Origin of the sequence: Streptomyces sp. NPDC008121 (assembly GCF_042957155.1) — a bacterium.
In the GTDB taxonomy this organism is placed as follows: domain Bacteria; phylum Actinomycetota; class Actinomycetes; order Streptomycetales; family Streptomycetaceae; genus Streptomyces.
In genome coordinates this window covers 218300-240942 of sequence record NZ_JBIBHT010000008.1, presented here as the reverse complement: position 1 = coordinate 240942, position 22643 = coordinate 218300, and the positions used below count along the sequence as shown (strand labels likewise).

Below are 22643 nucleotides of genomic sequence, written 5' to 3'. Positions count from 1 at the left end.
CCCGGGGACCGCTCCATTTCTCACGGAGCGTGATGTCGCGGTCACCGTACCGCACACACAACCATCTCGTGCAACAACTCCGGTCGCACGAACGGATCTTCGAGCGTCGGGCGAGATCGCCAGTCCAGCGGCCAGGTCGTGCCGCGCAGCGCCGGGATCCCGACGAAGGCCAGCGCCCCGCCGCTCCTGCTCAGCGCCCTCGCGGGGGCCGGCCAGGCATAGGCGGCGGCGGTCCGCGGTGGCAGCAGGAAGTAGAGGTACCGCTCGCCGGTGGCCTGGCGGACGATCGGCCCGGCCTGGAAGTCCGTGTACTCCATGAGCCGGTACGCCACGTCCTCCCCGAGGAAGCCCCCGATCCGTACGGCGTCGAAGTGCACGCCCGCGTGCCGCAGGGCATGCCCGTCCACCGGAACCCAAGACGGCACCCTGTCAAGTGACTTGCGCGAATTCATGACGCCAGCTTTCCGGCGCCGCTCTACTGTGACCAGCGCCACACGATGTCTGTGGCGGACTGTGCACTCGGGGAGGTCTGGTGTGAACATCGGAAACAACGGGAGCCCGGGGGCGGCGAAGGTCTTCGGCCGCCTCCTGCGCTTCTACCGGGAGCGGGCGAAGGTGTCGCAGGACGCGCTGGGCAAGGAGACCGGGTATTCCAAGTCCCAGGTGGCGATGATCGAGCGCGGGGAGCGGCGGGCGAAGGGGAACTTCGTCGCGATCGCGGACGAGCTGCTGTGTGCACAAGGTGCACTTCTGGAAGTGGCGGAGGAGGTGACGGTGAGTGGGGTGGCGGCGTGGTTCGAGGACTATCTGCTGGAGGAGGCCAGGGCGGCGGGCATCCATAAGTACGAGTGCCTGCTGATTCCGGGACTGCTCCAGACTGCGGAGTACGCGCGGGCCGTCTTCCGATGCGCGGTGCCAGCCCTGGACGACGACGAGATCGAGACGGCGATCGCCGCCCGAGTCGCCCGACAGGAGGTCTTTTTCCGCAAGCCCGCCCCCCTCATCAGTTTCGTCCTGGAGAAGGCCGCCCTCACCAAACCGCTCGGCGGCCCGGACGTCCTGAGGAAGAACCTGCTGCACGTGCGCCAGTACGCGGAGTTGCGCAACGTCACCATCCAGGTGATGTCAGAGACCCGAGAGACTCATGCCGGGCTCGATGGACCCTTCACTCTGTTGGAGACTGCCGAGCGTCGCAGTCAACTTGTCTATGTCGAGGGACAAGGTGGGAGGTACTTTCTCAGCGAACAGCCGGACGTGGGGGATGTTTTCGCCCGCTACGGCTCGCTGCGGGCGCAGGCCCTCACCCCGGAAGACTCGGCACGACTGATCGAACAGGTGGCACGAGAGCTATGAGCACCGACCTCATCTGGTTCAAAAGCAGCTACAGCGGCCCGCAGGGCGGCGACTGCGTCGAGGTCGCCATCGCCTGGACCAAGTCCTCCTACAGCAGCGAGCAGGGCGGCAACTGCGTCGAGGTCGCCACCTGCCCCCACACCGTCCACGTCCGCGACTCCAAGGACACCACCCGCCCCGCCCTCACCCTCACCCCCTCCGCCTGGTCCGCGTTCCTGCGCGACCTGACTTATCCGACCCGCTTCGCCGAGGAGAAGGCGCTGGCCGCCCTCAAAAAGTGGAACGGTTACGCCCCTGAGCCGGCCAAGCAGCAGGACCTGGACGACGAGCTGGACCGGCGCCTGGCCCAGGCAGGTACGCGGTGAGCGACGCCGCACACGCACAGCGGGTACGGCGCACGCCCACCGTCAGGACGTCAGCACCCCGTTGAGGAACGGCTCGATCGCCTCCCGCCAGGCCTCCGGGTGGTCGTAGTGCAGGAGGTGGCCGGCGTCCGGGATTTCGGCGTAGGCGCCGTGGGGGAGGACGCGGACCATCTCCTGGGCCTCGGCGCGGCCCAGTTCGCCGTCGAGGCCACGGACGACCAGGGTGGGGCAGCGGACCTGGGCGAGGGATTCCCAGTGGGCGTCGTGGACCCAGGTCTCGCGGGAGGTCAGCATCTGGGCCGGGTCGAAGACCGGATACCAGCCGTCGGGGCGCTCGGTCATCACCTCGGCGAAGAACTCGCCGCGGCCCGGATTCGGCCGCTCGACCCACGGGTCGTCCTCGCCGAACCACTGGCGCACCTCGGCGAGAGAGGCGAACGGGAGGGGCCAGCGGCGGAACCAGTCCTGCCACTCCCGCTGCGAGGCGGCGCCAAGGGCCGAGGCCCGCATGTCGCAGATGATCAGCGCGCGGACCAGCTCGGGATGCTCGGCGGCGACCTGCCAGGCGGTGAGGGCACCCATGGAGTGGCCGATGAGGGTGACCGGCCCGAGGCCGAGCTGTTCGACCGCGGCGACCGCGTCGGCGACGTACGCCTCGCGGGTGTAGGGGCCGGACGCGGGCTTGTCGCTGGCGCCGTGGCCCCGCTGATCGAGGGCGACGGGGCGGTGCCGCCCGGCGAGCCAGCCGGCGGTGGGCGCCCAGTGGGAGCCACGGCCCATCAGGCCGTGGAGCAGTAACACCCCGGACGCGGCGGCGCCCGGTCCCCGTTCGCGCCGGGCCCCCGGCACTCCCTGCTCCGTGTACTCCCAGGCAGCCAGGCGTACGCCGGCGGCTCCGGTGACGTCGAGACGTCGCACCATGTTCCCTGGCACCCCCTCTTTCCCATCGAGCGTGTCGAGCACCGTCAGACTATCGAACCTGTATTCGAAAATGGGGGTCTGCCACACAACACCCCTCGTTCGAGTGACGGCACTCAAGGATTGACGCGCGCCGCCGAGGGGAGATCTTCAGCGGGAGGCGGACCGCTCGGGGAAAACGGTCCGCAGGGAATGACCCTGGGAGCTCGGGGCTCCGGGTCAGCACAGGGGAGGACAGGCCCCGGCGCCCATGGGCGCCGGGGCCCTCTGTCGCTCGTCGCACCGCCCCCGACGCCCTCATCCGCCCACCCCTCCCGGCCTCGCACGGCTGGACCCAGCGTGGCACGCCGAGGAAGCGGGCGTGGCGCATCCGACGTAAATCGGGTGGCGGGTTACCGCTTGGCGACGAAGACGTGCGCCGCCACGTCCGCCTCGAGCTCGGCCGCCTCGCCGCTGCTGCCGACCAGGATGCCGCCCGCCGACTCCGTCACGCTGACGACCGATCCGGGCTGCACGCCCGCGCGGCGCAGGGTGTACATCAGCTGGGCGTCCGTCTGGATCGGCTCGCCGATCCGGCGGACGATCACCGTCTTGCCCTCCCGGCCCGGGTCGAGATCGGCCAGCGACACCATGGAGTCGTCCAGGAAGGACTCCGCCTCGGCCTTCTCGCCCAGCTCCTCGAGCCCGGGGATGGGATTGCCGTACGGCGACTCCGTCGGATGCCGCAGCAGCTCCAGGACGCGCCGCTCGACGGCCTCGCTCATCACGTGCTCCCAGCGGCACGCCTCCGCGTGCACCTGCTCCCACTCCAGACCGATGACGTCGACGAGCAGACACTCGGCGAGGCGGTGCTTGCGCATGACCCGCGTCGCCAGGCGGCGGCCCTCCTCCGTCAGCTCCAGATGGCGGTCGCCGGCGACGGTCACCAGACCGTCGCGCTCCATACGGGCCACCGTCTGGCTCACCGTGGGGCCGCTCTGGTCGAGCCGCTCCGCGATCCGGGCGCGCATAGGGACCACACCTTCCTCCTCAAGCTCGAGGATGGTGCGGAGATACATCTCCGTTGTGTCGATCAGTCCGGACATACGTGCCCCTCGATGAGTCGTGCGCTGGCCCTGCCCCAATTCTGACGCATCGCGCCGACAACCGTGCCGCCGCGCGGACGGGCGGTATTGACAGAGCAATGGTCCAGACCGCAACGTGATCCGCGACACGACGAGAAGGAGCTTCGGGAATGGGCGACGGCGCGCGCGAGAGCAAGCTGGCGGGACAGTTCTTCGACGCCGCGATCGGCCTCCTGCAGCGGGTCCGCGACGAGGACGCCGGGGAGATCGCCGCCGCCGGTACGGCCATCGCCGAGGCCGTCGCCGCGGGCGGCCGCCTCTTCGCGTTCGGCGCGGGCCACTCCTCGCTCGCCGCGCAGGACGTCGTCTACCGCGCCGGCGGTCTGGCCCTGATGAACCTCCTCGCGGTGCCCGGCGTCGTCGGCGTGGACGTCATGCCCGCCACCCTCGGCTCCGCCCTGGAACGCGTCGACGGCCTCGCGGGCGCGGTCCTCGACTCCTCCCCCGCCACCGCGGGCGACGTCCTGATCATCGTCTCGCTCTCCGGCCGCAACGCCCTGCCCGTCGAGATGGCCATGAACGCGCGGGCGCTCGGCCTGAAGGTCATCGGGGTGACCTCGGTGGCGTACGCGACCGAGACGAAGTCCCGGCACGTGTCGGGGACGTACCTCAAGGACCACTGCGACATCGTCCTCGACTCCCGGATCGCCGTCGGCGACGCCGAGCTGAGCCACCCGGACATCGAGGCCCCCTTCGCCCCGGCCTCCACCGTCGTCACCAGCGCCCTGATGCAGGCCACCATGGCCGCGGCGGCCGAGGAACTGGTCCGCCTGGGCATCGAGCCCCCGCTGCTGCGCTCGGGGAACGTGGACGGCGGCCACGAGTGGAACGGCCGCGTGATGACGGAGTACGGCGACCGGATCTTCTTCCGGCACTGAGGGGCCCGCCCCTGCGGGCGCGCGGTTCACGGGCCGAAGCGGACCCGGACCGTGAGGCCGCCGGTGGGGTTCGCCGTGGCCGTCGCCGTCGCCGCGTGGGCGCGGGCGACGGAGTCGACGATCGAGAGCCCCAGGCCGACGCCCCCGCCCGGGGCGTGGGTGCGTTCGTTCAGGCGGCGGAACGGCTCGAAGAGCAGCGGGACCGTGGCGGCCGGGACGACCGGGCCGGTGTTCACCACCTCGATGCCGTCGGGGCCCGTCCGCACCCGCACCCGGCCGCCCGGGACGTTGTGGCGTACCGCGTTCGCGAGGAGGTTGTGGACCAGCCGGTCCAGGAGCACCGCGTCCCCGGGGACCGTCAGCGGGCGGGCGTCGAGGGTGACCGTCACCCCGCTCGCCGCGGCCTCGGCCGCCAGCGCGTCCACCGCCCGGCGGGCCACCTCGTGCACCGCCACCGGGCGCCGCGCCACCAGCCCCTGGTCGGAGGCGGCGAGGAGCAGCAGGCCCTCGATGATCCGCTCGCTCGTGTCGGCGACATCGATCAGCTTGGCCCGGATCCGGGCGACCCGCTCCTGGTCGGGCTCCCCGGCGAGGCCGATCTCGGCGGCGGCCCGCTGCACCGCGACCGGGGTCCGCAGCTCGTGCGCGGCGTTCGCGGCGAACCGCTGCTGCGCCGACACCAGTCGTTCCATCCGTCCCAGCATGCCGTCGAAGGTGTCCGCGAGCCGTTTCAGCTCCCCCGGCGGGCCGTCCAGGGCGATCCTCTCGTGCAGGTTCTCGCCGGAGAGCCGGCGGGCGGTCTCGGTGATCACGGCGACCGGGCGCAGCACCCGGCCCGCCATCCACCAGGCGAGGACCACGGAGAGCACGGCGTACACCGCGAGGACCAGCAGCGAGACCGTCAGCAGCCGCTCCAGGGCGGCGTTCTCGACCGCGTCGCTGACCCGGCTGGTGACCGTCATGCCCCGGGTCACCCCGGGCGGCAGCGCCCCGGGGCTCGCGGACCGGGCCGCCTCCGACCAGCTCGGCAGCGCGTACGGCGCGGGGGACGCCGGGAGGGAGGAGGCCGGCAGCTCGTCCAGCCGCTTCGCGGGGACGGCGCCGTTCACCGCGACGCTGATCGTCGAGTACAGCCCCTCCTTGACCAGCAGGTACACCACCGCGGTGAGCAGTCCGCCGGCCAGCAGCAGCAGCCCGCCGTAGAGCGCCGTCAGCCGGGCCCGCTCGCCCCGCAGGAAGCTTTTGACGCTCATGCCCGCCCCGATGTGATGCGGTAGCCCGCGCCCGGGACCGTCTCGACCACCGGCGGCTCGCCCAGCTTGGCGCGGAGCTTGCTCAGGGTCACCCGTACCGCGTTCGTGCGGTAGCTGGTGTGCTCCTCCCAGACCTGCTCGATGAGGTCCTCGCCGCTGACGACGGCCCCCTCGGCCCGCAGCAGCGCCTCCAGGACCGCGAACTCCTTGCGGGACAGGTGCAGGTGGCGTCCGTCGCGGCTGGCCTGGCGGCGTGCGGTGTCGAGGACCAGGCCGGCCCGTTCGAGGACGGGCGGCAGCGCGGGCCGGGCGCGCCGGCCGAGGGCGAGGACCCGGGCGAGCAGTTCGTCGTACGCGAAGGGCTTGGCCAGATAGTCGTCGGCGCCGAGGCCGAGGCCCTCGACCCGGTCCCGTACCGTCCCCGCCGCCGTCAGCATCAGGATCCGGGTCAGGAGCCGCTGCTCCACGACCCGGCGGCAGACGTCGTCGCCGTGCATCCCGGGCAGGTCGCGGTCGAGGACGAGGACGTCGTACTCCCCGAACTGCAGCTTCCGCAGCGCCTCCAGGCCGTCGCCGGCCACGTCCACGGCGAGCGCGTCACGACGCAGCCCCTCGGCGATCATCTCGGCCAGGAACGCCTCGTCCTCCACCACCAGTACGCGCATGGGCCCTGTGTACCCGACGGGGGGCTTTCGCCGGTGTTAACCCTTCCGCTGAGAGAAGCGAAACATCCCTCCGCGGCAGGCTCCCGCCCATGACGATTCGGACGACTCGACGGAACATCACGCTGGCCGCCGCGACCGGCCTGGCCGCCCTCTCCCTCCTCACGACCGCCTGCACCGCCGACGGCGGCGACAAGGCCGGCGGCGGGAGCGAGACGGTCAGCGACGAGGGCAAGAAGGCCGACCAGGCGCTGGAGCACCGCAAGTGCCTGCGCGAGCAGGGGCTCGACGTGCCCGAGCCGAAGCCGGGCGAGGAGGGCGTGGGCCTGACCATCGGCGGCGACGGCATGTCGAAGGAGAAGATGGAGAAGGCGTTCAAGGCCTGCCGTGACAAGGGCGGGGCCGGCATGGGCAAGGAGCTGACCCAGGCCGACAAGGACAAGATGATCAAGTACGCCCAGTGCATGCGGAAGAACGGCGTCGACATGCCCGACCCGACGTTCGGGGGCGGCGGCGCGATGGCGGAGGCCCGGCCGATGCCGCAGGGCGCGGAGAAGGAGAAGTTCGACAAGGCCAACAAGGCCTGCGAGAGCGTGTCGCGATGAGCCGGCGCAGGCTCGTCGTCGCCCTGGCGGCGATCGTCGCCGTCGCCGGAGCCGGCGCGGCCGCCACCGCCCTGACCGCCCCCGAGCCGCGGCCCGTCGCCGAGCGCTCGGGGCTGCCTCCCGCGACGACCCCGGTCACCCGGGGCGACCTCAGCGACAGCTCCCAGCAGGACGGCACGCTCGGCTACCTCGGCGAGCGGAAGATCAACGGCGGCGCGGCGGGGACCCTGAACTGGATCGCCCCGACCGGCTCCGTCGTGGAGCGGGACGAGCGGCTGTACGAGGTCGACGGCAGGCCCGTCCGGCTGATGTACGGCTCCGAGCCCATGTACCGGACGCTGAAGACGGGCGACGAGGGCAAGGACGTACGGCAGGTGGAGGAGAACCTCGCGGCCCTCGGGTACACCGGCTTCACCGTCGACGAGGAGTACACGGAGAAGACCGCCGCCGCCGTGAAGCGGTGGCAGAAGTCGCACGACCTGAAGCGGACCGGCACCCTCGGGCCCGACGCGATCGCCTTCGCGGGGAGCGCGGTGCGCGTGAAGGAGGCGGGCGCGGCGACCGGCGACCAGGTGGGGCCGGGGCGGCCGGTGCTCACCGTCAGCGGCTCCGAGCGGGTCGTCGGGTTCAAGCTGCCGGTCGCGGATGCGGGGCGGGCGAAGGCCGGCACGCGGGTCACCGTCGAGCTGCCGGACGGGACGCGGGCGCCGGGCAAGGTGTCCTCGGTCGGCAGGACCGCGTCGGCGGGCGACGATCCGCAGGACCGCACCCCGAAGATCGACATCACGGTCTCCTTCGACGACCCCGGGAAGATCAAGGGGGTCGACCAGTCGCCGGTCGTCGTGAACCTCACCGGCGAGACCCGCAGGAACGTTCTCTCGGTGCCCGTCAACGCGCTGCTCGCCCTGCCGGGCGGCGGCTTCGGCGTCCAGGTCGTGGAGAACGGCCGGGCCAGGGACGTCGAGGTCGAACTCGGCATGTTCGGACAGGGCCGGGTCGAGGTCAGCGGCGGCGGGCTGCGCGAGGGCATGAAGGTCGGGGTGCCGTCCGCATGACGACGACCACCCCGAAGGACACGGGCGCCCCGGCGGCCACGGTCGTGCGCCTCTCCGGAGTCACCAAGGAGTACGCCGGCGGCGTGCGGGCCCTCGACGGGGTCGACCTGCACGTCCACCGGGAGGAACTCCTCGGCATCGTCGGCCCGTCCGGCTCCGGGAAGTCCACCCTGCTGCACATCGTCGGCACCCTGGACCGGCCCAGCGCCGGGACGGTGGAGATCGCCGGCCACGACGTGGCCGCGCTGACCGACCGCAGGCTGTCGGCGCTGCGCGCCCGGCACATCGGCTTCGTCTTCCAGGCCTTCCATCTGGTGCCCGGGGTCGGCGCGCTGGAGAACGTCGCCGAGGGGCTGCTGTACTCCGGGCTGCCCCGGGCCCGGCGGCGGGCGATGGCCGCGGAGGCGCTGGCGCGCGTGGGGCTCGCCGACCGGATGAAGCACCGGCCGCACGAGCTGTCCGGCGGACAGAAGCAGCGCGTCGCCATCGCGCGGGCGGTGGTCGGGGAGCCCGATCTGCTGCTCGCGGACGAGCCGACCGGGGCGCTGGACTCGGCGTCCGGCGAGGCGGTGATGGAGCTGCTGCACGAACTCAACGCGCAGGGCGCGACGATCGCGGTCATCACCCACGACACGGAGATCGCCGGGCGGCTGCCGCGCCAGGTCCGCATCCGGGACGGCCGGGTCGTGGCGGACACCTCGCTCGGGAAGGTCGCCGCCTGATGGCACGTACGGGAAGGGCGGAGAGAAGGCGCACGGGCGGCGACGGGTCCGCGCGGAGGAAGGGGGCGCGGGGCCCGCGGGCTGGGCTGCGGGCCGCGCGGCTGGGGCCGCGGGACGTCCTGCACGTCGGCTCGGCCGGGCTGCGCAGCCGTCCCGTGCGCGTGGTGCTCTCGGCGCTCGGCATCGCGATCGGCATCGCCACGATGATCGCGGTGGTCGGCATCTCGGCCTCCAGCCAGGCGCAGTTGATGCGCCAGCTCGACGCGCTCGGCACCAACATGCTGGTCGCGAAGCCGGGCGAGGGCATGTTCAGCGGCGAGGAGGTGAAGCTGCCGAAGGACGCGGTGGGCATGGTCGGCCGGATCGACGGCGTCGAGGACGTCGGCGCGACCGCGGACCTCAAGCACTCCGTGCGGCGCTCGGAGAAGATCCCCGAGGGCGAGACCGGCGGCATCGCGGTGAAGGCGGCGACCGAGGGCATGCTGGACGTGCTGCGCGGCGGCACCGCCTCGGGCACCTGGCTGAACGCGGCCAACGGCCGCTATCCGTCCGTCGTCCTCGGCCATGTGGCGGCGGAGCGGCTCGGCATCGGCGAGCCGGGCCGGCAGGTCTGGATCGGCGACCGGTACTTCACCGTCGTCGGCATCCTCGACCCGCTGCCGCTGGCGCCGGAGATCGAGCGCTCGGCCCTGGTGGGCTGGGAGGGCGCGCAGCGGCTGCTCGGCTTCGACGGGCATCCGACGGCGGTGTACGAGCGGTCCACGGACGCGTCCGTACGCACCGTCCAGAGCCTGCTCGCCTCGACGATCGACCCGCGGAACCCGCAGAACGTGGCGGTCGGGGACCCCTCCTCGGCCCTTCAGGCGAAGGCGGCGACCGAGGGCGCGTTCTCGTCGCTGCTGCTGGGGCTCGGCGGGATCGCGCTCCTGGTGGGCGGGGTCGGCGTCGCCAACACCATGATCATCTCGGTCCTGGAACGCCGCCACGAGATCGGCCTCCGGCGCTCGCTCGGCGCGACCCGGGGCCAGATCAGGATCCAGTTCGTGACGGAGTCCCTGATGCTGTCCGGCCTCGGCGGCCTCGCGGGCGTGGCCCTCGGCGGGGCGGCGACGGGCGTGTACGCGTCCACGGGCGGCCTCCCCTGGGTCGTCCCGCCCTGGGCCGTCGGCGGCGGCTTCGGCGCGACGCTGGTGATCGGCACGGTGGCCGGCCTCTACCCGGCGGTCCGGGCGTCGCGCCTGTCCCCGACGCTGGCACTGCAGGCGTAGGGCGAGGGGGACGAGGGCCGGGACGGGGACGGGGACGGGACGGGGACGGGGAATGGCACGACCGGGGGCCGTGGCGACTTCTCGCCACGGCCCCCTCAGTCGTCTGCGGCCGTGCTCCGGCCGTCCCGGCTATCCGGTGTAGTAGCCGGCGATGTCGGCCAGCAGGTCGACCGAGCCGGCGCGGTTGTAGAAGCTGACCTTCCCGTTGACCACGGGGACGATCACCAGGTTGGGGATGGTGGTCCCGGCGGTGAAGTTGAGGTTCGACGCGCTGGTGCGGGTCGTACCGTCCGGATACACGGACACGAAGCCCGCCGCCGTCGGGGCGGTCGCGGTCACGTTCAGGACCACGGCCGTGACCCCGTCCGGGACACCGTTCCTGCCCGCCACCTGGAGGGTGACGGTCCGGTCGGCTCCCACCTTGGCCCGCGGGACCCCGAGCCCCGTCCGGGTGTCCATCAGCCGGGTCGGGGTGACCGGCTCGTACCCGGAGCCCGTTCCGTCGGTCGTGAAGTACCCGGCGACGTCGGCGAGGAGGTCGACCGAGCCCGCGCGGTTGTAGAAGCTGACCTTCCCGTTGACGACGGGGACGATCACCAGGTTGGGGATGGTGGTCCCGGCGGTGAAGTTCAGGTTCGACGCGCTCGTACGGGTCGTACCGTCCGGATACACCGACACGAAGCCCGCCGCCGTCGGGGCGGTCGCCGTCACGTTCAGGACCACGGCCGTCACCCCGCTCGCCGGAATCCCGGCCGCACCGGCCGCCTGGAGCGTGACCGTCCCACCGGGACCGACCTTCGCCTTCGGCACGCCGACCCCCGCCCGGGTGTCCATCAGCCGGGTCGGCGTGACCGGCTTGTACGTGGAGCCCGGCTCGGCGGTGGTGTAGTACCCGGCGACGTCGGCGAGGAGGTCGACGGAGCCCGCGCGGTTGTAGAAGCTCACCTTCCCGTTCACCACCGGCACGACGACCAGGTTCGGGATCGTCTGACCGGCCGAGAAGTTCAGGTTCGACGCGCTGGTGCGGGCCGTACCGGCCGGATACACCGACACGAAACCCGCCGCCGTCGGGGCGGTCGCCGTCACGTTCAGGACCACGGCCGTCACCCCGCTCGCCGGAATCCCGGCCGCACCGGCCGCCTGGAGCGTGACCGTCCCACCGGGACCGACCTTCGCCTTCGGCACGCCGATCCCCGCCCGGGTGTCCATCAGGCGCGTGGGGGTGAGGGGCTGGAACAGGCCGAGACCGGCGGTGCCGGGCTTGGTGACCGCGAACGTGCCGAGCGAGGTGACCCGCTGGGGACTGGAGGGACCGTGCACCGCCACCGCGGACCAGGCCCCGACGGGAGCGCCGGTCAGGTCGAACTCGGCCGTCATCGAACGCCGGTCGGCCGAGACCGCGAGCGTCGTGCTCTCCACCGTCGTCCCGGACGGATGCGTGATCCGCAGCCGGTGTTCGGCCCGGAGGGCCGTCCCGGACACGGTGACCCGGGCCTTGGTCCCGGAGGCGGCGACCGCCGGCGTGAGGGCGGTGAAAGCCACCTCGTCCGCACCGCAGACGGGCTGGGCGCAGACCAACTCGGTGGAGTAGGCCGCCCGGGAGCTCCACTCCGCCAGGCCGAGGACCATCACCGTGGGCTTCGGCCGGCGCGGGCCCGAGCCGACGGAGCAGTCGATCCTCGTGCTGAAGTCGGTGCACTGGTCGACGGAGACGTCGAAGACGGAGAGGACGGCGCGCCGGCCTTCGGTCTCGGTGTCCTCGATCACCGCGTCGAAGGCGTCGCCGGTGTACGTCGGCAGCGCCGCGCACACCGCGGTGTGCTCCTCGTCGAGGCGGCCGGCGAGGGGACCGTAGCCGTAGCTGATGTTCACCGGACGGGCGCACTCGGGCGCCGGGCCGTCGGGCGTGCGGATGCGCTGGACGTCGAGACGGAACGGGGCCGAGGCGTAGGAGCTGTTCGAGCGCGTGGTCACGATGGCCTGGTAGCGGGTCGCGCCCGACACCGCGCACTGGTCCCACGTGAGGTTGCAGGAGAGCTGGCCCTGCGGGCCGAAGACCGCGTGGTACGCGTCGTTGTGGCCGTCGCGCTCGTTGACGTACAGGACGTCGCGGGCGTCGTCCGTGGTCACCTGCCGGCAGACCGGGGCGCCCGGCCACGAGGAGAAGGTGCCGACCGCGGCCGGCCCGCCCACCGCCGTCGCCTTGCCGGTCTCGCAGCCGCGGGCGGTCGCGGTCACGTCGCGTCGGACGAGGCCGAACGCGCCGGCCCCGCCGTGACCGGCGACGACGACGCTGTACGACCGGCCCGCCGCCAGGTCGCACCGCGCCCAGTAGTTGCGGTAGTCCGGCTGGTCACAGACGTGCCGACCGGTGTCGTCGACCACCCAGAAGCGGACATTGGCGTCCTTGGCCCCGCTGATCCTCCGGGCCTGGACGATCTCCATCTCCGAGTGGTCGGAGGCCGGAATGCTCACGCAGTGCGCGAAGGCGCCGTCCGCCGTGCTGAAGCGGGCCTCGGCGGTCTCCGCCGTGAAGTCGCCGGCGGGGAACATTGGGCAGCCGCCGACCTCGTCGACGCGCCGCAGGAAGAAGCCGTACGGGACGCCCGGCGTGATCGTCCCGTCCGAGGCACGCACCTTCACGTGGTGCGGCCCGGCTCCGACCAGCTTGCAGGTCCCCGGGGCGTGGTACGCCGGCTCGCAGAGCTTCGTGCCGGTCGCACCGTCGACGATCTCGATCGCGGGCACCGCCGAGCCCGCCATCCGGTCCTGCGGCATCGTGATCACGGCGCCCGCGGGGAACGGCAGGACAAAACAGTCGACCTCGTCCGCCGCTTCCAGGGTGCCCCTGTTGAGGCCCGCGACGGCGGCCGTACCGCACGTCTCGTCGGCCGGCGCGGCCGGCGCGGCCGAGGCGACGGGCGCGGGCAGGAGCAGCGACAGCAGCGCGGACAGGACCAGCAGGACGGTGGTGACGTACGCAGCCGGTCTCTTCGAGCCGGCGCGCGCGAGCACGCGGTATCGCACGATTCCCCCCCCCGGGAATTTCACTCCGAACCGGTCCCCTGACCGATCTGTCGCGATGATCGCACACGTGACCGACACACGCTCCGGCGTTGTCCACAGCCCGCCCCCGCGAGGGTTGGCCCTCACCTCTCCGTGGTCTCCAGGGCCGCCAGGTCCAGATACGCCGCCACCCGGGCCGCGACCGTTTCCGCGTAGACCTTGTCCTGACGCTCGAACGAGGGGCGGCAGGGCGAGCGGAGAAAGGTCGCCACTCCGACCGTGCGGCCGCGGCTGCGCAGGGGGAGGCAGAGGGCGTGGGCCGCGTCGCGGGGCCAGTGGCGTTCCGCCGCCCAGGCCGCGGCGGCCTCCGGGGGTGACGTGGGGGCCGAGGCGCGGATCGGGCCCTGGCGGGAGAGGGACTGGAGGGCGGGGTGGCCCGAGGGGTAGCGGAGCGGGATGCCGCCGCCCGTGACCGGGGCGACCGGGCCCGGGGCGCCCGCGGGGGTGGCCGCCGCGCGGGACAGGCGGCGCTCGCCCGCCGTGACGTCGACCAGCGCGTGGTCGGCGAAGCCCGCCAGGGCGAAGTCCAGGAGCACGGTCGCCGCCTCCATCGGGTCCTCGCACTCCGCCGCCGCCGCGCCCGCCCGGTGCAGCTGGCTGTAGCGGAACCGCAGCCGGTCGGCCTCCTGCTCCGCCAGCCGCTCCTCGGTCACGTCCTGGAACAGCCAGCCCACGCCGAGCGGCACGGGCTCCTCGGCCAGCGGTGACGAGAGCCGCACGAAGGCGTTGCGCCAGCACCGCCGGCGCTCGCCCTCCGCCGACCGCAGCGTCACCCACACCTCGGCGGCCGCCCGGGGCGCCCCCTCCGCCAGCACGTGCTGGAGCGCGCCCTCCAGCTCCTCCACGCCCTGGACGACCAGCTCGCCGAGCGGCCGCCCCAGCGGGGTCCGGGGGCCGACCCCCATCGCCCGGGCCGCGTGTCCGTTGACGACGGTCGGCCGCAGATCGACGTCGACCAGGACCACGCCCCAGGACGCGTCCTCGAACAGGGCCTCGCTGAGCGCGATCGACCGCTCCAGGTCGATCTGGGCGTGCACCTCGCTGAACGCGCAGTACACCCCGGCCGGTGACCCGTCCGCGCCGCGCACCCCCGCCGACTGGGTGCGGACGAGCACCCGGCCGCCGTCCTTGCGCAGTAACGCGAACTCGTGGACCTGCCGGCCCGGTGCCCCCATGGCCGTCATGAGCCGCGCGAGGGCTTCCGCCGCGTCCGCGCTGCGCGCCGCCCACCCCTCGAAGCCGCGCCGCCCGACGGCCTCCGCGGCCGACCAGCCGAGGATCCGCTCGGCCTCGCGGTTCCAGTGCGTGACGGTGCCGTCCGCGTCGAGGGCGCAGAGCGCCGCGTCCATCCCGTCCAGCAGCGCGGCGAGCAGATCCGCCCCGGGCCCCTGCCCGTCGGCCGCCCGTTCCGCGGTCTCGCTCGTGGAAGCACTCATCCCGAACCCCCTGGCAGGACGGTGTACGCGCGTGCATCCGCACGCCCCGGCCAATTCAACTGGAACGTGACGCAGGACACACCCCGTTCAACGAAAAAGTTGCGCCCCGGAAACGAACGGACACCGTGCGAGCTCGTGGGACCTCGCGCGAAAAAACACTTGAGCCCTCGCTCCGGGGTTCTTAAGGTGTGGGTACACGCGAAAGGAGGTGATCCGAAAAAATGGTTTCTTTTCGGACTCGTGAGGTGACTGCGGGCTAAGGCCTGTCGTCGCACTCTGTGCCTCGGCAGGTCAGCTGCCGAAAACCCCAGCAGTCACCCGACCCGTGGGCCGCCGGTAAGTCCGGCCGGCTCTCGTCCGAACTCGAGCGGACGGGACCAAGGCCCACGGGTCGTCCGCGTCCCAGGACGTGTGCGTACGGCCGAGCCCCCCGCGGAGAATCGCGGGGGGCTCGGTCGTGGGGCCGTGGTGCGTCACCCTCACTCGTTCTCCTTGGGGATGTTCACCGCGCAGGTGGAGAAGGGCTCCTCCCGCACGCACTCGAAGAGCGCGCTCCACCGGCTGTCGGTGTCGGCGGCGCCCGCGGCCACCGTGTCCTCGCACGCCGGGTCGGTCAGACCCCACAGGGATCCGTCGGGCCAGCCGGCCTGGGCGGTCCGGTTCTGCACCGCGTCGAGGCAGGCGGTCGGCGCCTTCAGGCGCTTGAGCTCCTCGACGAGCGCCAGGTACTGCGGGTTCTGCGGCGCCGCGGCCTGTTCGTCCAGCGTCTTCTGCGCGTCGTCCTTCTGCTGCTGCGTCGCGTTCGGGTTGCCCACGACCACCAGCGCCTTGGCGACGTCCTCCATCTTCTTCTGGACCTTCTCCTTGTCCACCTTCTCCTTCGGAGCCGTCGCGGGCTTCTGGGTGGCCAGCACCCCGTCGCTGAGGAGCGTCAGGAACCGCATGAACTGCGCCTTCTCGGCGGGATTCTGGTTCGGCGCGTCCAGACTCTTCAGGCCCCCGCCGAGCGTGGCCGTCATCGCCCGGTAGAACTCCTTCTCGCCCGCGCTGAGCTTCGGGTCCCCGCTCAGCGCGCGCGCCTGGTTGAGCCCGGCCACCATCTTCTTGTAGGCGGCCAGCTCCGCCGGCGGCGTCTTCGGGTCCTGGATCTTCTTCAGCCCCGCGTTGAGCCCCTCCACGTACCGCTCGGCCGCCGCCTTCGCCTCCTTCGGCGTCGAAGGGTCGTCGATGTCCTTCAGCGCCTGGTCCAGCTGTTCCTTCTGCTTCGCCTTCTCCGCGGCCGGGAGCTTGTCCACCAGGGCCACGGTCTCCTGCCGCTCGGTGTTCGTGAGCTGCTGGAGCTGCTGCGGCTGCTGCTGACCCGGGTCCTCCTCCTCGGCGGGCGGGTCGGCGGGGTCCTCCTCGGCCGGCGGATCGGCCGGCTCCTGCGGCTCCTGCGGGGCGTCCGGCTCGGCCGGCGGATCCGCCGGCTCCTGCGGCTGCTGCGGGGCCTCGGGCTCGGGCGGCGGATTGGGCGGATCGAGCACCGCGGCCGGTGTGCGCGGGGCGGCGTCGGCCGCGGACGCGGCCGTGGCCACCCCCGCCGGTACGGCGAGCGCCGCGGCCAGACAGGAGGCGCCGACCAGACGGGAGATCCGGCGCCGGGCGATGAGGGGCATGACGATTCCAGGTGCGTTCCGAGGTGCGTTCCGGGGGGTGTCGGCGTGCCCTTGCGGGCTCGGCCCGCCGAACGGGTCCGACCGTCGTACGGCCCGAAGTCCGACCGTCGTACGGTCCGAAGTCACCGGAGATCCACTGCTCAACGGTGTCCCACGCGTTCCACCCACCACTCTTCGCTTCCCCACCCCGTCCCGCAACTCGACGTCAGGGCGAGAGGCGCTCGATCCGCCAGCCCTCGCCGGTGCCGACGTACCGCAGACGGTCGTGCAGCCGGTTCTCGTGGCCCTGCCAGAACTCGACCGCCTCCGGCACGACCCGGAAGCCGCCCCACTCCGGCGGCACCGGCACCTGCTCGCGCTCCGGATAGCGGGCGGCCAACTCCTCGTACCGCGACAGCAGTTCCGCGCTCGACTCGATCACGGAGGACTGGCGGCTCGCCCAGGCGCCGAGCTGCGAGCCGTGCGGGCGGGTGCGGAAGTACGCCACCGTCTCGTCGCGGCCCGTGCGGGCCGCCCGGCCGGTCACGATGACCTGACGGGCCAGCGGATGCCAGGGGAAGAGCAGCGAGACGTACGGATTGGCGGCCAGCTCCTCGCCCTTGCGGGAGCCGTAGTTGGTGTAGAAGACGAAGCCCGCCTCGTCGAAGTGCTTCAGCAGCACCGTCCGCGACGACGGGCGGCCTTCGGGCGTGGCGGTGGAGACGACCATGGCGTTCGGCTCGTGGATCGCCGGACTCGTGGCGGTCTCCTTGAACCAGCGCGCGAACTGTTCGATCGGTTCGGGGGCGAGGTCGGCCGCGGAGATCCGCGGGGTCCGGTACTGCTCGCGCATGTCGGCGGGATCGAGAGCGTCGGTCACGGGGCCATCCTGCCGTAGCGACGGAGTTTGCCCGGCACCACGGGACGCTAACCCTTCCTCGCCGGATCGGCGGAGTGTGCCGGATGTCACGCTTCCCCGCATCGTCGGAACCGTACAGACTCTTCGGCTGGATGACTGTTACTTCCGACCATGCCCGCCCCGACGGATGATTGATCATCGATAGAGGAGCCGCCTGATGTCCGACTTCGTACCCGGACTCGAAGGAGTCGTCGCGTTCGAGACGGAGATCGCCGAACCCGACAAGGAGGGCGGCGCCCTCCGGTACCGCGGCGTCGACATCGAGGATCTGGTCGGCCACGTCTCGTTCGGCAACGTCTGGGGCCTGCTGGTCGACGGGGCGTTCAACCCCGGTCTGCCACCCGCCGAGCCTTTCCCGATCCCGGTGCACTCCGGCGACATCCGCGTCGACGTCCAGTCCGCGCTCGCCATGCTCGCCCCGGTGTGGGGGCTCAAGCCGCTGCTCGACATCGATGCCGAGCAGGCCCGCCAGGACCTCGCCCGGGCCGCCGTCATGGCGCTGTCGTACGTCGCCCAGTCGGCGCGCGGACAGGGCCTGCCGATGGTGCCGCAGAGCGAGATCGACAAGGCGCAGTCCGTCGTCGAGCGGTTCATGATCCGCTGGCGCGGCGAGCCGGACCCCAAGCACGTCCAGGCCGTCGACGCCTACTGGACGTCGGCCGCCGAGCACGGCATGAACGCCTCCACCTTCACCGCGCGCGTCATCGCCTCGACCGGCGCGGACGTGGCGGCGGCGCTGAGCGGCGCCGTGGGCGCCATGTCCGGGCCGCTGCACGGCGGAGCGCCGTCGCGTGTCCTCGGCATGATCGAGGAGATCGAGCGGACCGGCGACGCCACCGCGTACGTCAAGCAGGCCCTGGACAAGGGCGAGCGGCTGATGGGCTTCGGCCACCGCGTCTACCGCGCCGAGGACCCGCGCGCCCGCGTGCTGCGCCGCACGGCGCGCGAGCTGGCCGCGCCGCGCTTCGAGGTCGCCGAGGCGCTGGAGAAGGCGGCGCTCGAGGAGCTGCACAACCGCCGCCCGGACCGGGTCCTGGCGACGAACGTGGAGTTCTGGGCGGCGATCGTGCTCGACTTCGCCGAGGTCCCGGCGCACATGTTCACGTCGATGTTCACCTGCGCCCGTACGGCCGGCTGGTCGGCGCACATCCTGGAGCAGAAGCGGACCGGCCGCCTGGTGCGCCCGTCGGCGCGCTACACCGGCCCGGGCCAGCGCAACCCGCGCGAGATCGAGGGCTACGACGACATCGCGGGCTGATTCCCGCCGGTGAGCAGGCCCGCGTGGTGGCGGGCCGCCGCCAGCGGGTGGGCGCGCAGCTTGCCCTTGAGCTCATTGCGGCCGTACTCGGCGAACAGCGGGTTCGCCGGGTCGGCCGTGACGCCGGGCGCCGACTCGGCGTAGGGGAACTCCAGCGGGCGGATGCGGGCGTCCAGGCGCGGGTTGTAGAAGAACGGGACGGAGAAGCGTTCCGTCGCACCGGGCGGGGAGACGACCCGGTGGTGGGTGGCGAGGAGGTAGCCGTTCGTCGCGACCTCGAGGAGCTCGCCGAGGTTGACGACGAAGGCGCCGGGCAGCGGCGGTACGTCGTGGAAGACGCCGTCCTCCCGCTCGACCTGGAGCCCGCCGACGTGGTCCTGCAGGAGCAGGGTGAGGAAGCCGTAGTCCTTGTGGGCGCCGACGCCCTGCCCGTCGCCGTCGGCGGCGGAGCCGGGGTAGCGCACCAGCTTGAGGTGCGGGTGGGCCTGGGCGCCGAAGATGTCGTCGTAGAAGCCTGCGGGCGCGCCGATGGAGACGAGCAGCTCGCGCAGCAGCCGCTCGGCGACCCCGCTGAGACGCTCGATCCAGTTCAGGGCGGCGAGGCGCAGCTCGGGGAGGGCGGCGGGCCACTGGTTGGGGCCCTGGAGCCACCAGTACGGGGCCTCGCCCGGGGCGGGGACGTGGGCGGGGCGCTCGGCGCCGATGTCGAGCTGGTCGCGCCAGTCGCGGGAGCCGCCGGTGCGTTCGTCGCCGACCCGGGTGTAGCCGCGGAAGTGCGGTGAGTACGTCGTGTCGATGGCGAACCGGTCGGCCTGCGGCAGCGTGAAGAAGGCCCGCATGGCGGCGGTGAGCGCCTGGGTCTCGGCCGGGGTGACGCCGTGCCCGACGAGCTGGAAGAAGCCGACGTCGTGGGCGGCGGAGTGGAGCTGCGCGTGGAGCAGCCGCCGGGCCTGCGGGCCGCGGTCGGCGGCGGCGAGGTCGACGATGGGGAGCTGGGAGCTGTAGGTCATGGTGTGCGTCCGCGTGGGGTGTACGGGGCCCGGCCGGGCGGGGTCTCCGCCGGGGTGACCGGGAGGGGTGGGCGTGCCGGGGTCAGACGGACGGCCGACAGCCCATGCTCGCGACGCGGAGGAAGTCCACGTGGCGGCGGCGTACGAGCGAAAGCATGCGACCAGCGTACTGCGGGGGCGCGGGGCTGTATGTGGCCGCCCTCACAGGGCTCGCCTCCTGCGGGGTCCCGTCAGCCCAGCGCCTCGTCCACCAGGCGGGCCCATTCCGCCACCACCCGTTCGCGGCGGGCGCGGTCGTCCGTGAGAAGGGTGGCGAGGCCGAGGCCGCGGGCCATGTCGAGGAGGCCCTGGACCGTCTCGCGGACGCCGGGGCGGGACTCGTCGGCGGCGAGGAGTTCGACCGCGATGCGGTGGGACTCGCGGCCCACGCGGGCCTCCAGGTCCGTGACGCGGGCGCGCAGCTGCTCCTCGTCGGAGGCGGCCACCCACAGGTGGAGGGCGGCGCGGAAGAGCGGGCCGGTGTAGAGGTCGACGAGGGCGGCGACCACCTCACGCCGGTCGCGGGCCGCGAGGGTGCGCAGGGCCTGGGAGCGTTCCTCGGCGACGTACTCGACGGCCGCCGTGAAGAGGTCCTCGCGGGTCGGGAAGTGGTGCTGGGCCGCGCCGCGCGAGACGCCCGCGCGTTCGGCGACGACGGAGACGGTGGAGCCCGCCCAGCCGTGTGCGGCCAGGCAGGACACCGCCGCCTCCAGGAGCCGCTGCCGGGTGGCCCGGCTGCGGTCCTGCTTGGGAGCGGTCACAACGCCCATTCGGGGTCCCGTCGTTCGAGGAAGGCCGTCATCCCTTCGCGCGCCTGGGCGGAGGCGAACAGCGAGGCGGAGCGCCGCACCAGCTCCTCCGCGTGCTGCTCGAAGGTCTCCAGGACTGTAGCCGTGACCAGGCGCTTGGACTCGGCCAGGCCCTGCGGCGAGCCCCTGCGCAGCCCGTCCAGGATCGGCTCGAGCTCCTCCTCGCCGGCCGTGACGAGGCCGATGCGGGCCGCCTCCGCCGCGCCGAAGCGCTCGCCCGTGAGGTAGTAGCGGGCCGCCGCCCGCGGCTCCAGCTTCGGCAGCAGCGTCAGCGAGATGACGGCGGGGGCCACCCCGATCCGCACCTCCGTCAGCGCGAAGTCCGCCTCCGGGGAGGCCACCACCAGGTCGCAGGCGCCCAGCAGCCCCAGGCCGCCCGCCCGGGCGTGTCCGCGCACCACGCCGACCACCGGTTTCGGCAGCTCGACGATCTGCCGCAGCAGCGACACGAAGGTGTACGGGTTGGGCGGCGCCTTCAGGTCCGCTCCCGCGCTGAAGGTGGAGCCGGAGTGGGTCAGCACCACCGCCCGTACCCGCGGGTCCTTCCCGCACGCGGTCAGCGCCTCGGCCAGCTCGGCGACCAGCCCCGCGGAGAGCGCGTTGCGGTTTCCGGGCGAGTCCAGGGTCAGGGTGGTGATGCCGCGTTCCTCGACGGCGGAGACCAGCGTCATGAGCCTTCTCGCTCCCTCAACTCGCGGCGCAGGATCTTCCCCGACGCGGCCCGGGGGACCGTGTCGGTGAACTCCACCCGCCGGATCTTCTTGTACGGGGCAACCTGCCCCGCCACGAACGCGATGATGTCCTCGCCGGTCAGACCGGGCGCGTGCGGCTGCCGGACGACGTACGCCTTCGGGACCTCGTTGCCGTCCTCGTCCGGGACGCCGATCACCGCCGCGTCGGCGACGCCGTCGTGCGTGAGCAGCAGCGCCTCCAGCTCGGCCGGGGCGACCTGGAACCCCTTGTACTTGATGAGCTCCTTGACCCGGTCGACGACGAACAGCCAGCCGTCGGCGTCGACCCGGCCGACGTCGCCGGTGTGCACCCAGCCGTCGGCGTCGATCATGGCGGCGGTCGCGTCGGGGCGGCCCAGGTACCCCTTCATGACCTGCGGGCCCCGGATGGCGACCTCGCCCTCCGCGCCCGGCTCGGCGTCCCGCGCCGGGTCGTCGAGGGAGAGGATCCGCATCTCGGTGGAGGGCAGCAGCCTGCCGACCGCGCCGGGAGGGGGGTCCACGGCGTCGAGCGGGACGACGTGGGTGCCCGGGGACAGCTCCGTCATGCCGTACGCCTGCCGGACCGGGGGCAGCTTCAGCCGGGCCGAGCACGCCTCGGCGAGGGAGGCGTCGAGCGGGGCGGCGGCGCTGACCACGTACTCCAGGGAGGACAGGTCGTAGTCGGCGACGGCCGGGTGCTTGGCGAGGGCGAGGACGATCGGCGGGGCGACGTACAGCCCGTTGATGCGGTGCTTCTGGATCGCGGCGAGGAAGGTGTCGAGGTCGAAGCGGGGCAGCACGACGACGGTGGCGCCCTGCCGCAGCGGGGCATTCATCAGGGCCGTCAGGCCGTAGATGTGGAAGAACGGCAGGACGGCGAGGATCCGGTCGCCGGGACCCATCGGGACGAAGGGTTCGAGCTGGGCGAGGTTGGTGGCGATGGAGGTGTGGGTGAGCATCACCCCCTTGGGGACGCCGGTGGTGCCGGAGGAGTACGGCAGGGCGGCGACGTCCTCGTCGGGGTCGATGGCGACGTGCGGCTCGGGGGCGGTGGAGGCCAGGAACGACTGGAGGGAGCGGCAGTCCCCTGCGGTGTCGCAGACGAGGATCTCCTCGATCCCGCCCGCGAGTTCGGCGGCCCGGCGGGCGGGGCCGAGGAGCGGGGAGACGGTGACGATCCAGCGCGCGGAGGAGTCCCGGAGCTGCTTGGCGAACTCCTCCGGCGTGGACAGCGGATGGACGGTGGTGACGGACGCGCCGGCCCGGGTGGCGGCGTAGAACGCCACCGGGAACAGCACGGTGTTGGGGCTGTGCAGGGCGAGGACGTCGCCCTTGCGGACGCCCGCCTCGGCGAGCCCGGCGGCTATCCGCCGGTGGAAGGCGTCGACCTGGGCGTACGTGAGGGTCAGCTCGCCGGCCCCGTCGATCAGGGCCGGGGCGTCGCCGAACTCGGCCGCCCGGCCGAGGACGGCCTCGTGGATGGGGAGGGAGACGGCCGGGACGTCCGCGTACTCGCTGTGAAACACCATGCGTGCCCCCTGGAGTGGTGGAAG

Annotated in this window: 20 protein-coding genes and 1 pseudogene; 8 read left to right on the top strand and 13 right to left on the bottom strand. The window is 72.8% G+C overall.

Annotated elements, in window-relative coordinates; all coding sequences use genetic code 11:
• Positions 1-41: 41 nt before the first annotated feature.
• On the bottom strand, positions 42-452 hold the full coding sequence (locus ACFZBD_RS26150) for a hypothetical protein (protein WP_391143885.1): 411 nt from the start codon (positions 450-452) through the stop codon (positions 42-44).
• An 82-nt stretch (positions 453-534) separates the two neighbouring features.
• On the opposite strand from ACFZBD_RS26150, the gene ACFZBD_RS26145 reads away from it, so the two are divergent.
• Positions 535-1353 carry a Scr1 family TA system antitoxin-like transcriptional regulator gene (locus tag ACFZBD_RS26145; protein ID WP_391143882.1) on the top strand — a complete coding sequence of 273 codons (819 nt, stop codon included), beginning with the start codon at positions 535-537 and terminating at the stop codon, positions 1351-1353.
• Positions 1350-1571, top strand: a pseudogene (locus ACFZBD_RS26140) (DUF397 domain-containing protein); the annotation flags it as partial. The gene ACFZBD_RS26145 and the pseudogene ACFZBD_RS26140, both read left to right, overlap by 4 nt.
• Positions 1572-1760: 189 nt before the next feature.
• Here the strand turns inward: ACFZBD_RS26140 and ACFZBD_RS26135 are convergent.
• Positions 1761-2639 carry an alpha/beta fold hydrolase gene (locus ACFZBD_RS26135; protein WP_391143879.1) on the bottom strand — a complete coding sequence of 293 codons (879 nt, stop codon included), beginning with the start codon at positions 2637-2639 and terminating at the stop codon, positions 1761-1763.
• A 389-nt stretch (positions 2640-3028) separates the two neighbouring features.
• On the bottom strand, positions 3029-3721 hold the full coding sequence (locus ACFZBD_RS26130; protein WP_391143876.1) for an iron dependent repressor, metal binding and dimerization domain protein: 693 nt from the start codon (positions 3719-3721) through the stop codon (positions 3029-3031).
• A 149-nt stretch (positions 3722-3870) separates the two neighbouring features.
• Here ACFZBD_RS26130 and ACFZBD_RS26125 point away from each other — a divergent pair, with 149 nt between their 5' ends.
• On the top strand, positions 3871-4638 hold the full coding sequence (locus ACFZBD_RS26125; protein ID WP_391143873.1) for a sugar isomerase domain-containing protein: 768 nt from the start codon (positions 3871-3873) through the stop codon (positions 4636-4638).
• A gap of 26 nt (positions 4639-4664) precedes the next feature.
• Here ACFZBD_RS26125 and ACFZBD_RS26120 read toward each other — a convergent pair whose 3' ends face one another.
• Together ACFZBD_RS26120 and ACFZBD_RS26115 are read right to left on the bottom strand one after the other, a co-directional pair.
• Positions 4665-5891 carry an ATP-binding protein gene (locus ACFZBD_RS26120; RefSeq protein WP_391143871.1) on the bottom strand — a complete coding sequence of 409 codons (1227 nt, stop codon included), beginning with the start codon at positions 5889-5891 and terminating at the stop codon, positions 4665-4667.
• Positions 5888-6556: a response regulator gene (locus tag ACFZBD_RS26115; protein WP_391143868.1), complete on the bottom strand. Its 669-nt coding sequence runs from the start codon at positions 6554-6556 to the stop codon at positions 5888-5890. Before ACFZBD_RS26115 ends, ACFZBD_RS26120 begins: the two co-directional genes overlap by 4 nt.
• 89 nt (positions 6557-6645) lie before the next feature.
• On the opposite strand from ACFZBD_RS26115, the gene ACFZBD_RS26110 reads away from it, so the two are divergent.
• Genes ACFZBD_RS26110 through ACFZBD_RS26095 form a run of 4 tightly spaced genes read left to right on the top strand, consistent with a single transcriptional unit; the run spans position 6646 to position 10203 of the window.
• The gene (locus ACFZBD_RS26110) at positions 6646-7158 is read left to right on the top strand and encodes a hypothetical protein (RefSeq protein ID WP_391143865.1); all 513 of its coding nucleotides are present in this window, start codon (positions 6646-6648) and stop codon (positions 7156-7158) included.
• The gene (locus ACFZBD_RS26105; RefSeq protein ID WP_391143862.1) at positions 7155-8213 is read left to right on the top strand and encodes a peptidoglycan-binding protein; all 1059 of its coding nucleotides are present in this window, start codon (positions 7155-7157) and stop codon (positions 8211-8213) included. Before ACFZBD_RS26110 ends, ACFZBD_RS26105 begins: the two co-directional genes overlap by 4 nt.
• Positions 8210-8935, top strand: a complete 726-nt coding sequence (locus ACFZBD_RS26100) for an ATP-binding cassette domain-containing protein (protein ID WP_391143859.1) — start codon at positions 8210-8212, stop codon at positions 8933-8935. Before ACFZBD_RS26105 ends, ACFZBD_RS26100 begins: the two co-directional genes overlap by 4 nt.
• A complete protein-coding gene (locus ACFZBD_RS26095; RefSeq protein ID WP_391143856.1) occupies positions 8935-10203 on the top strand; it encodes an FtsX-like permease family protein in 1269 nt (422 codons plus the stop codon). Before ACFZBD_RS26100 ends, ACFZBD_RS26095 begins: the two co-directional genes overlap by 1 nt.
• Before the next feature lie 129 nt (positions 10204-10332).
• On the opposite strand, the gene ACFZBD_RS26090 is transcribed toward ACFZBD_RS26095, so the two are convergent.
• The 4 genes from ACFZBD_RS26090 to pdxH all read right to left on the bottom strand — a co-directional run bounded on the left by ACFZBD_RS26090 (position 10333) and on the right by pdxH (position 17195).
• A complete protein-coding gene (locus ACFZBD_RS26090; RefSeq protein WP_391143854.1) occupies positions 10333-13230 on the bottom strand; it encodes a hypothetical protein in 2898 nt (965 codons plus the stop codon).
• A gap of 122 nt (positions 13231-13352) precedes the next feature.
• The gene (locus tag ACFZBD_RS26085) at positions 13353-14705 is read right to left on the bottom strand and encodes a PAS domain-containing protein (RefSeq protein WP_391143851.1); all 1353 of its coding nucleotides are present in this window, start codon (positions 14703-14705) and stop codon (positions 13353-13355) included.
• Between the two features lie 479 nt (positions 14706-15184).
• Entirely contained in the window at positions 15185-16363 is a 1179-nt protein-coding gene (locus ACFZBD_RS26080) for a hypothetical protein (protein WP_391143848.1), read from the bottom strand.
• A gap of 205 nt (positions 16364-16568) precedes the next feature.
• On the bottom strand, positions 16569-17195 hold the full coding sequence (gene pdxH / locus ACFZBD_RS26075) for a pyridoxamine 5'-phosphate oxidase (protein WP_391144384.1): 627 nt from the start codon (positions 17193-17195) through the stop codon (positions 16569-16571).
• A gap of 223 nt (positions 17196-17418) precedes the next feature.
• On the opposite strand from pdxH, the gene ACFZBD_RS26070 reads away from it, so the two are divergent.
• Positions 17419-18519 carry a citrate synthase gene (locus tag ACFZBD_RS26070; RefSeq protein WP_391143846.1) on the top strand — a complete coding sequence of 367 codons (1101 nt, stop codon included), beginning with the start codon at positions 17419-17421 and terminating at the stop codon, positions 18517-18519.
• Here the strand turns inward: ACFZBD_RS26070 and ACFZBD_RS26065 are convergent.
• The 4 genes from ACFZBD_RS26065 to ACFZBD_RS26050 form a co-directional block, all read right to left on the bottom strand.
• Positions 18498-19529, bottom strand: coding sequence for a 2-oxoglutarate and iron-dependent oxygenase domain-containing protein (locus tag ACFZBD_RS26065; RefSeq protein ID WP_391143843.1), 1032 nt, complete (start codon positions 19527-19529; stop codon positions 18498-18500). The genes ACFZBD_RS26070 and ACFZBD_RS26065 overlap by 22 nt on opposite strands.
• Before the next feature lie 230 nt (positions 19530-19759).
• On the bottom strand, positions 19760-20338 hold the full coding sequence (locus tag ACFZBD_RS26060) for a TetR family transcriptional regulator (RefSeq protein WP_391143841.1): 579 nt from the start codon (positions 20336-20338) through the stop codon (positions 19760-19762).
• On the bottom strand, positions 20326-21048 hold the full coding sequence (locus tag ACFZBD_RS26055; protein ID WP_391143838.1) for an enoyl-CoA hydratase family protein: 723 nt from the start codon (positions 21046-21048) through the stop codon (positions 20326-20328). Before ACFZBD_RS26055 ends, ACFZBD_RS26060 begins: the two co-directional genes overlap by 13 nt.
• Positions 21045-22619 carry an AMP-binding protein gene (locus ACFZBD_RS26050; protein WP_391143836.1) on the bottom strand — a complete coding sequence of 525 codons (1575 nt, stop codon included), beginning with the start codon at positions 22617-22619 and terminating at the stop codon, positions 21045-21047. The genes ACFZBD_RS26055 and ACFZBD_RS26050 overlap by 4 nt, the downstream gene beginning before the upstream one ends.
• Between the last annotated feature and the right edge of the window lie 24 nt (positions 22620-22643).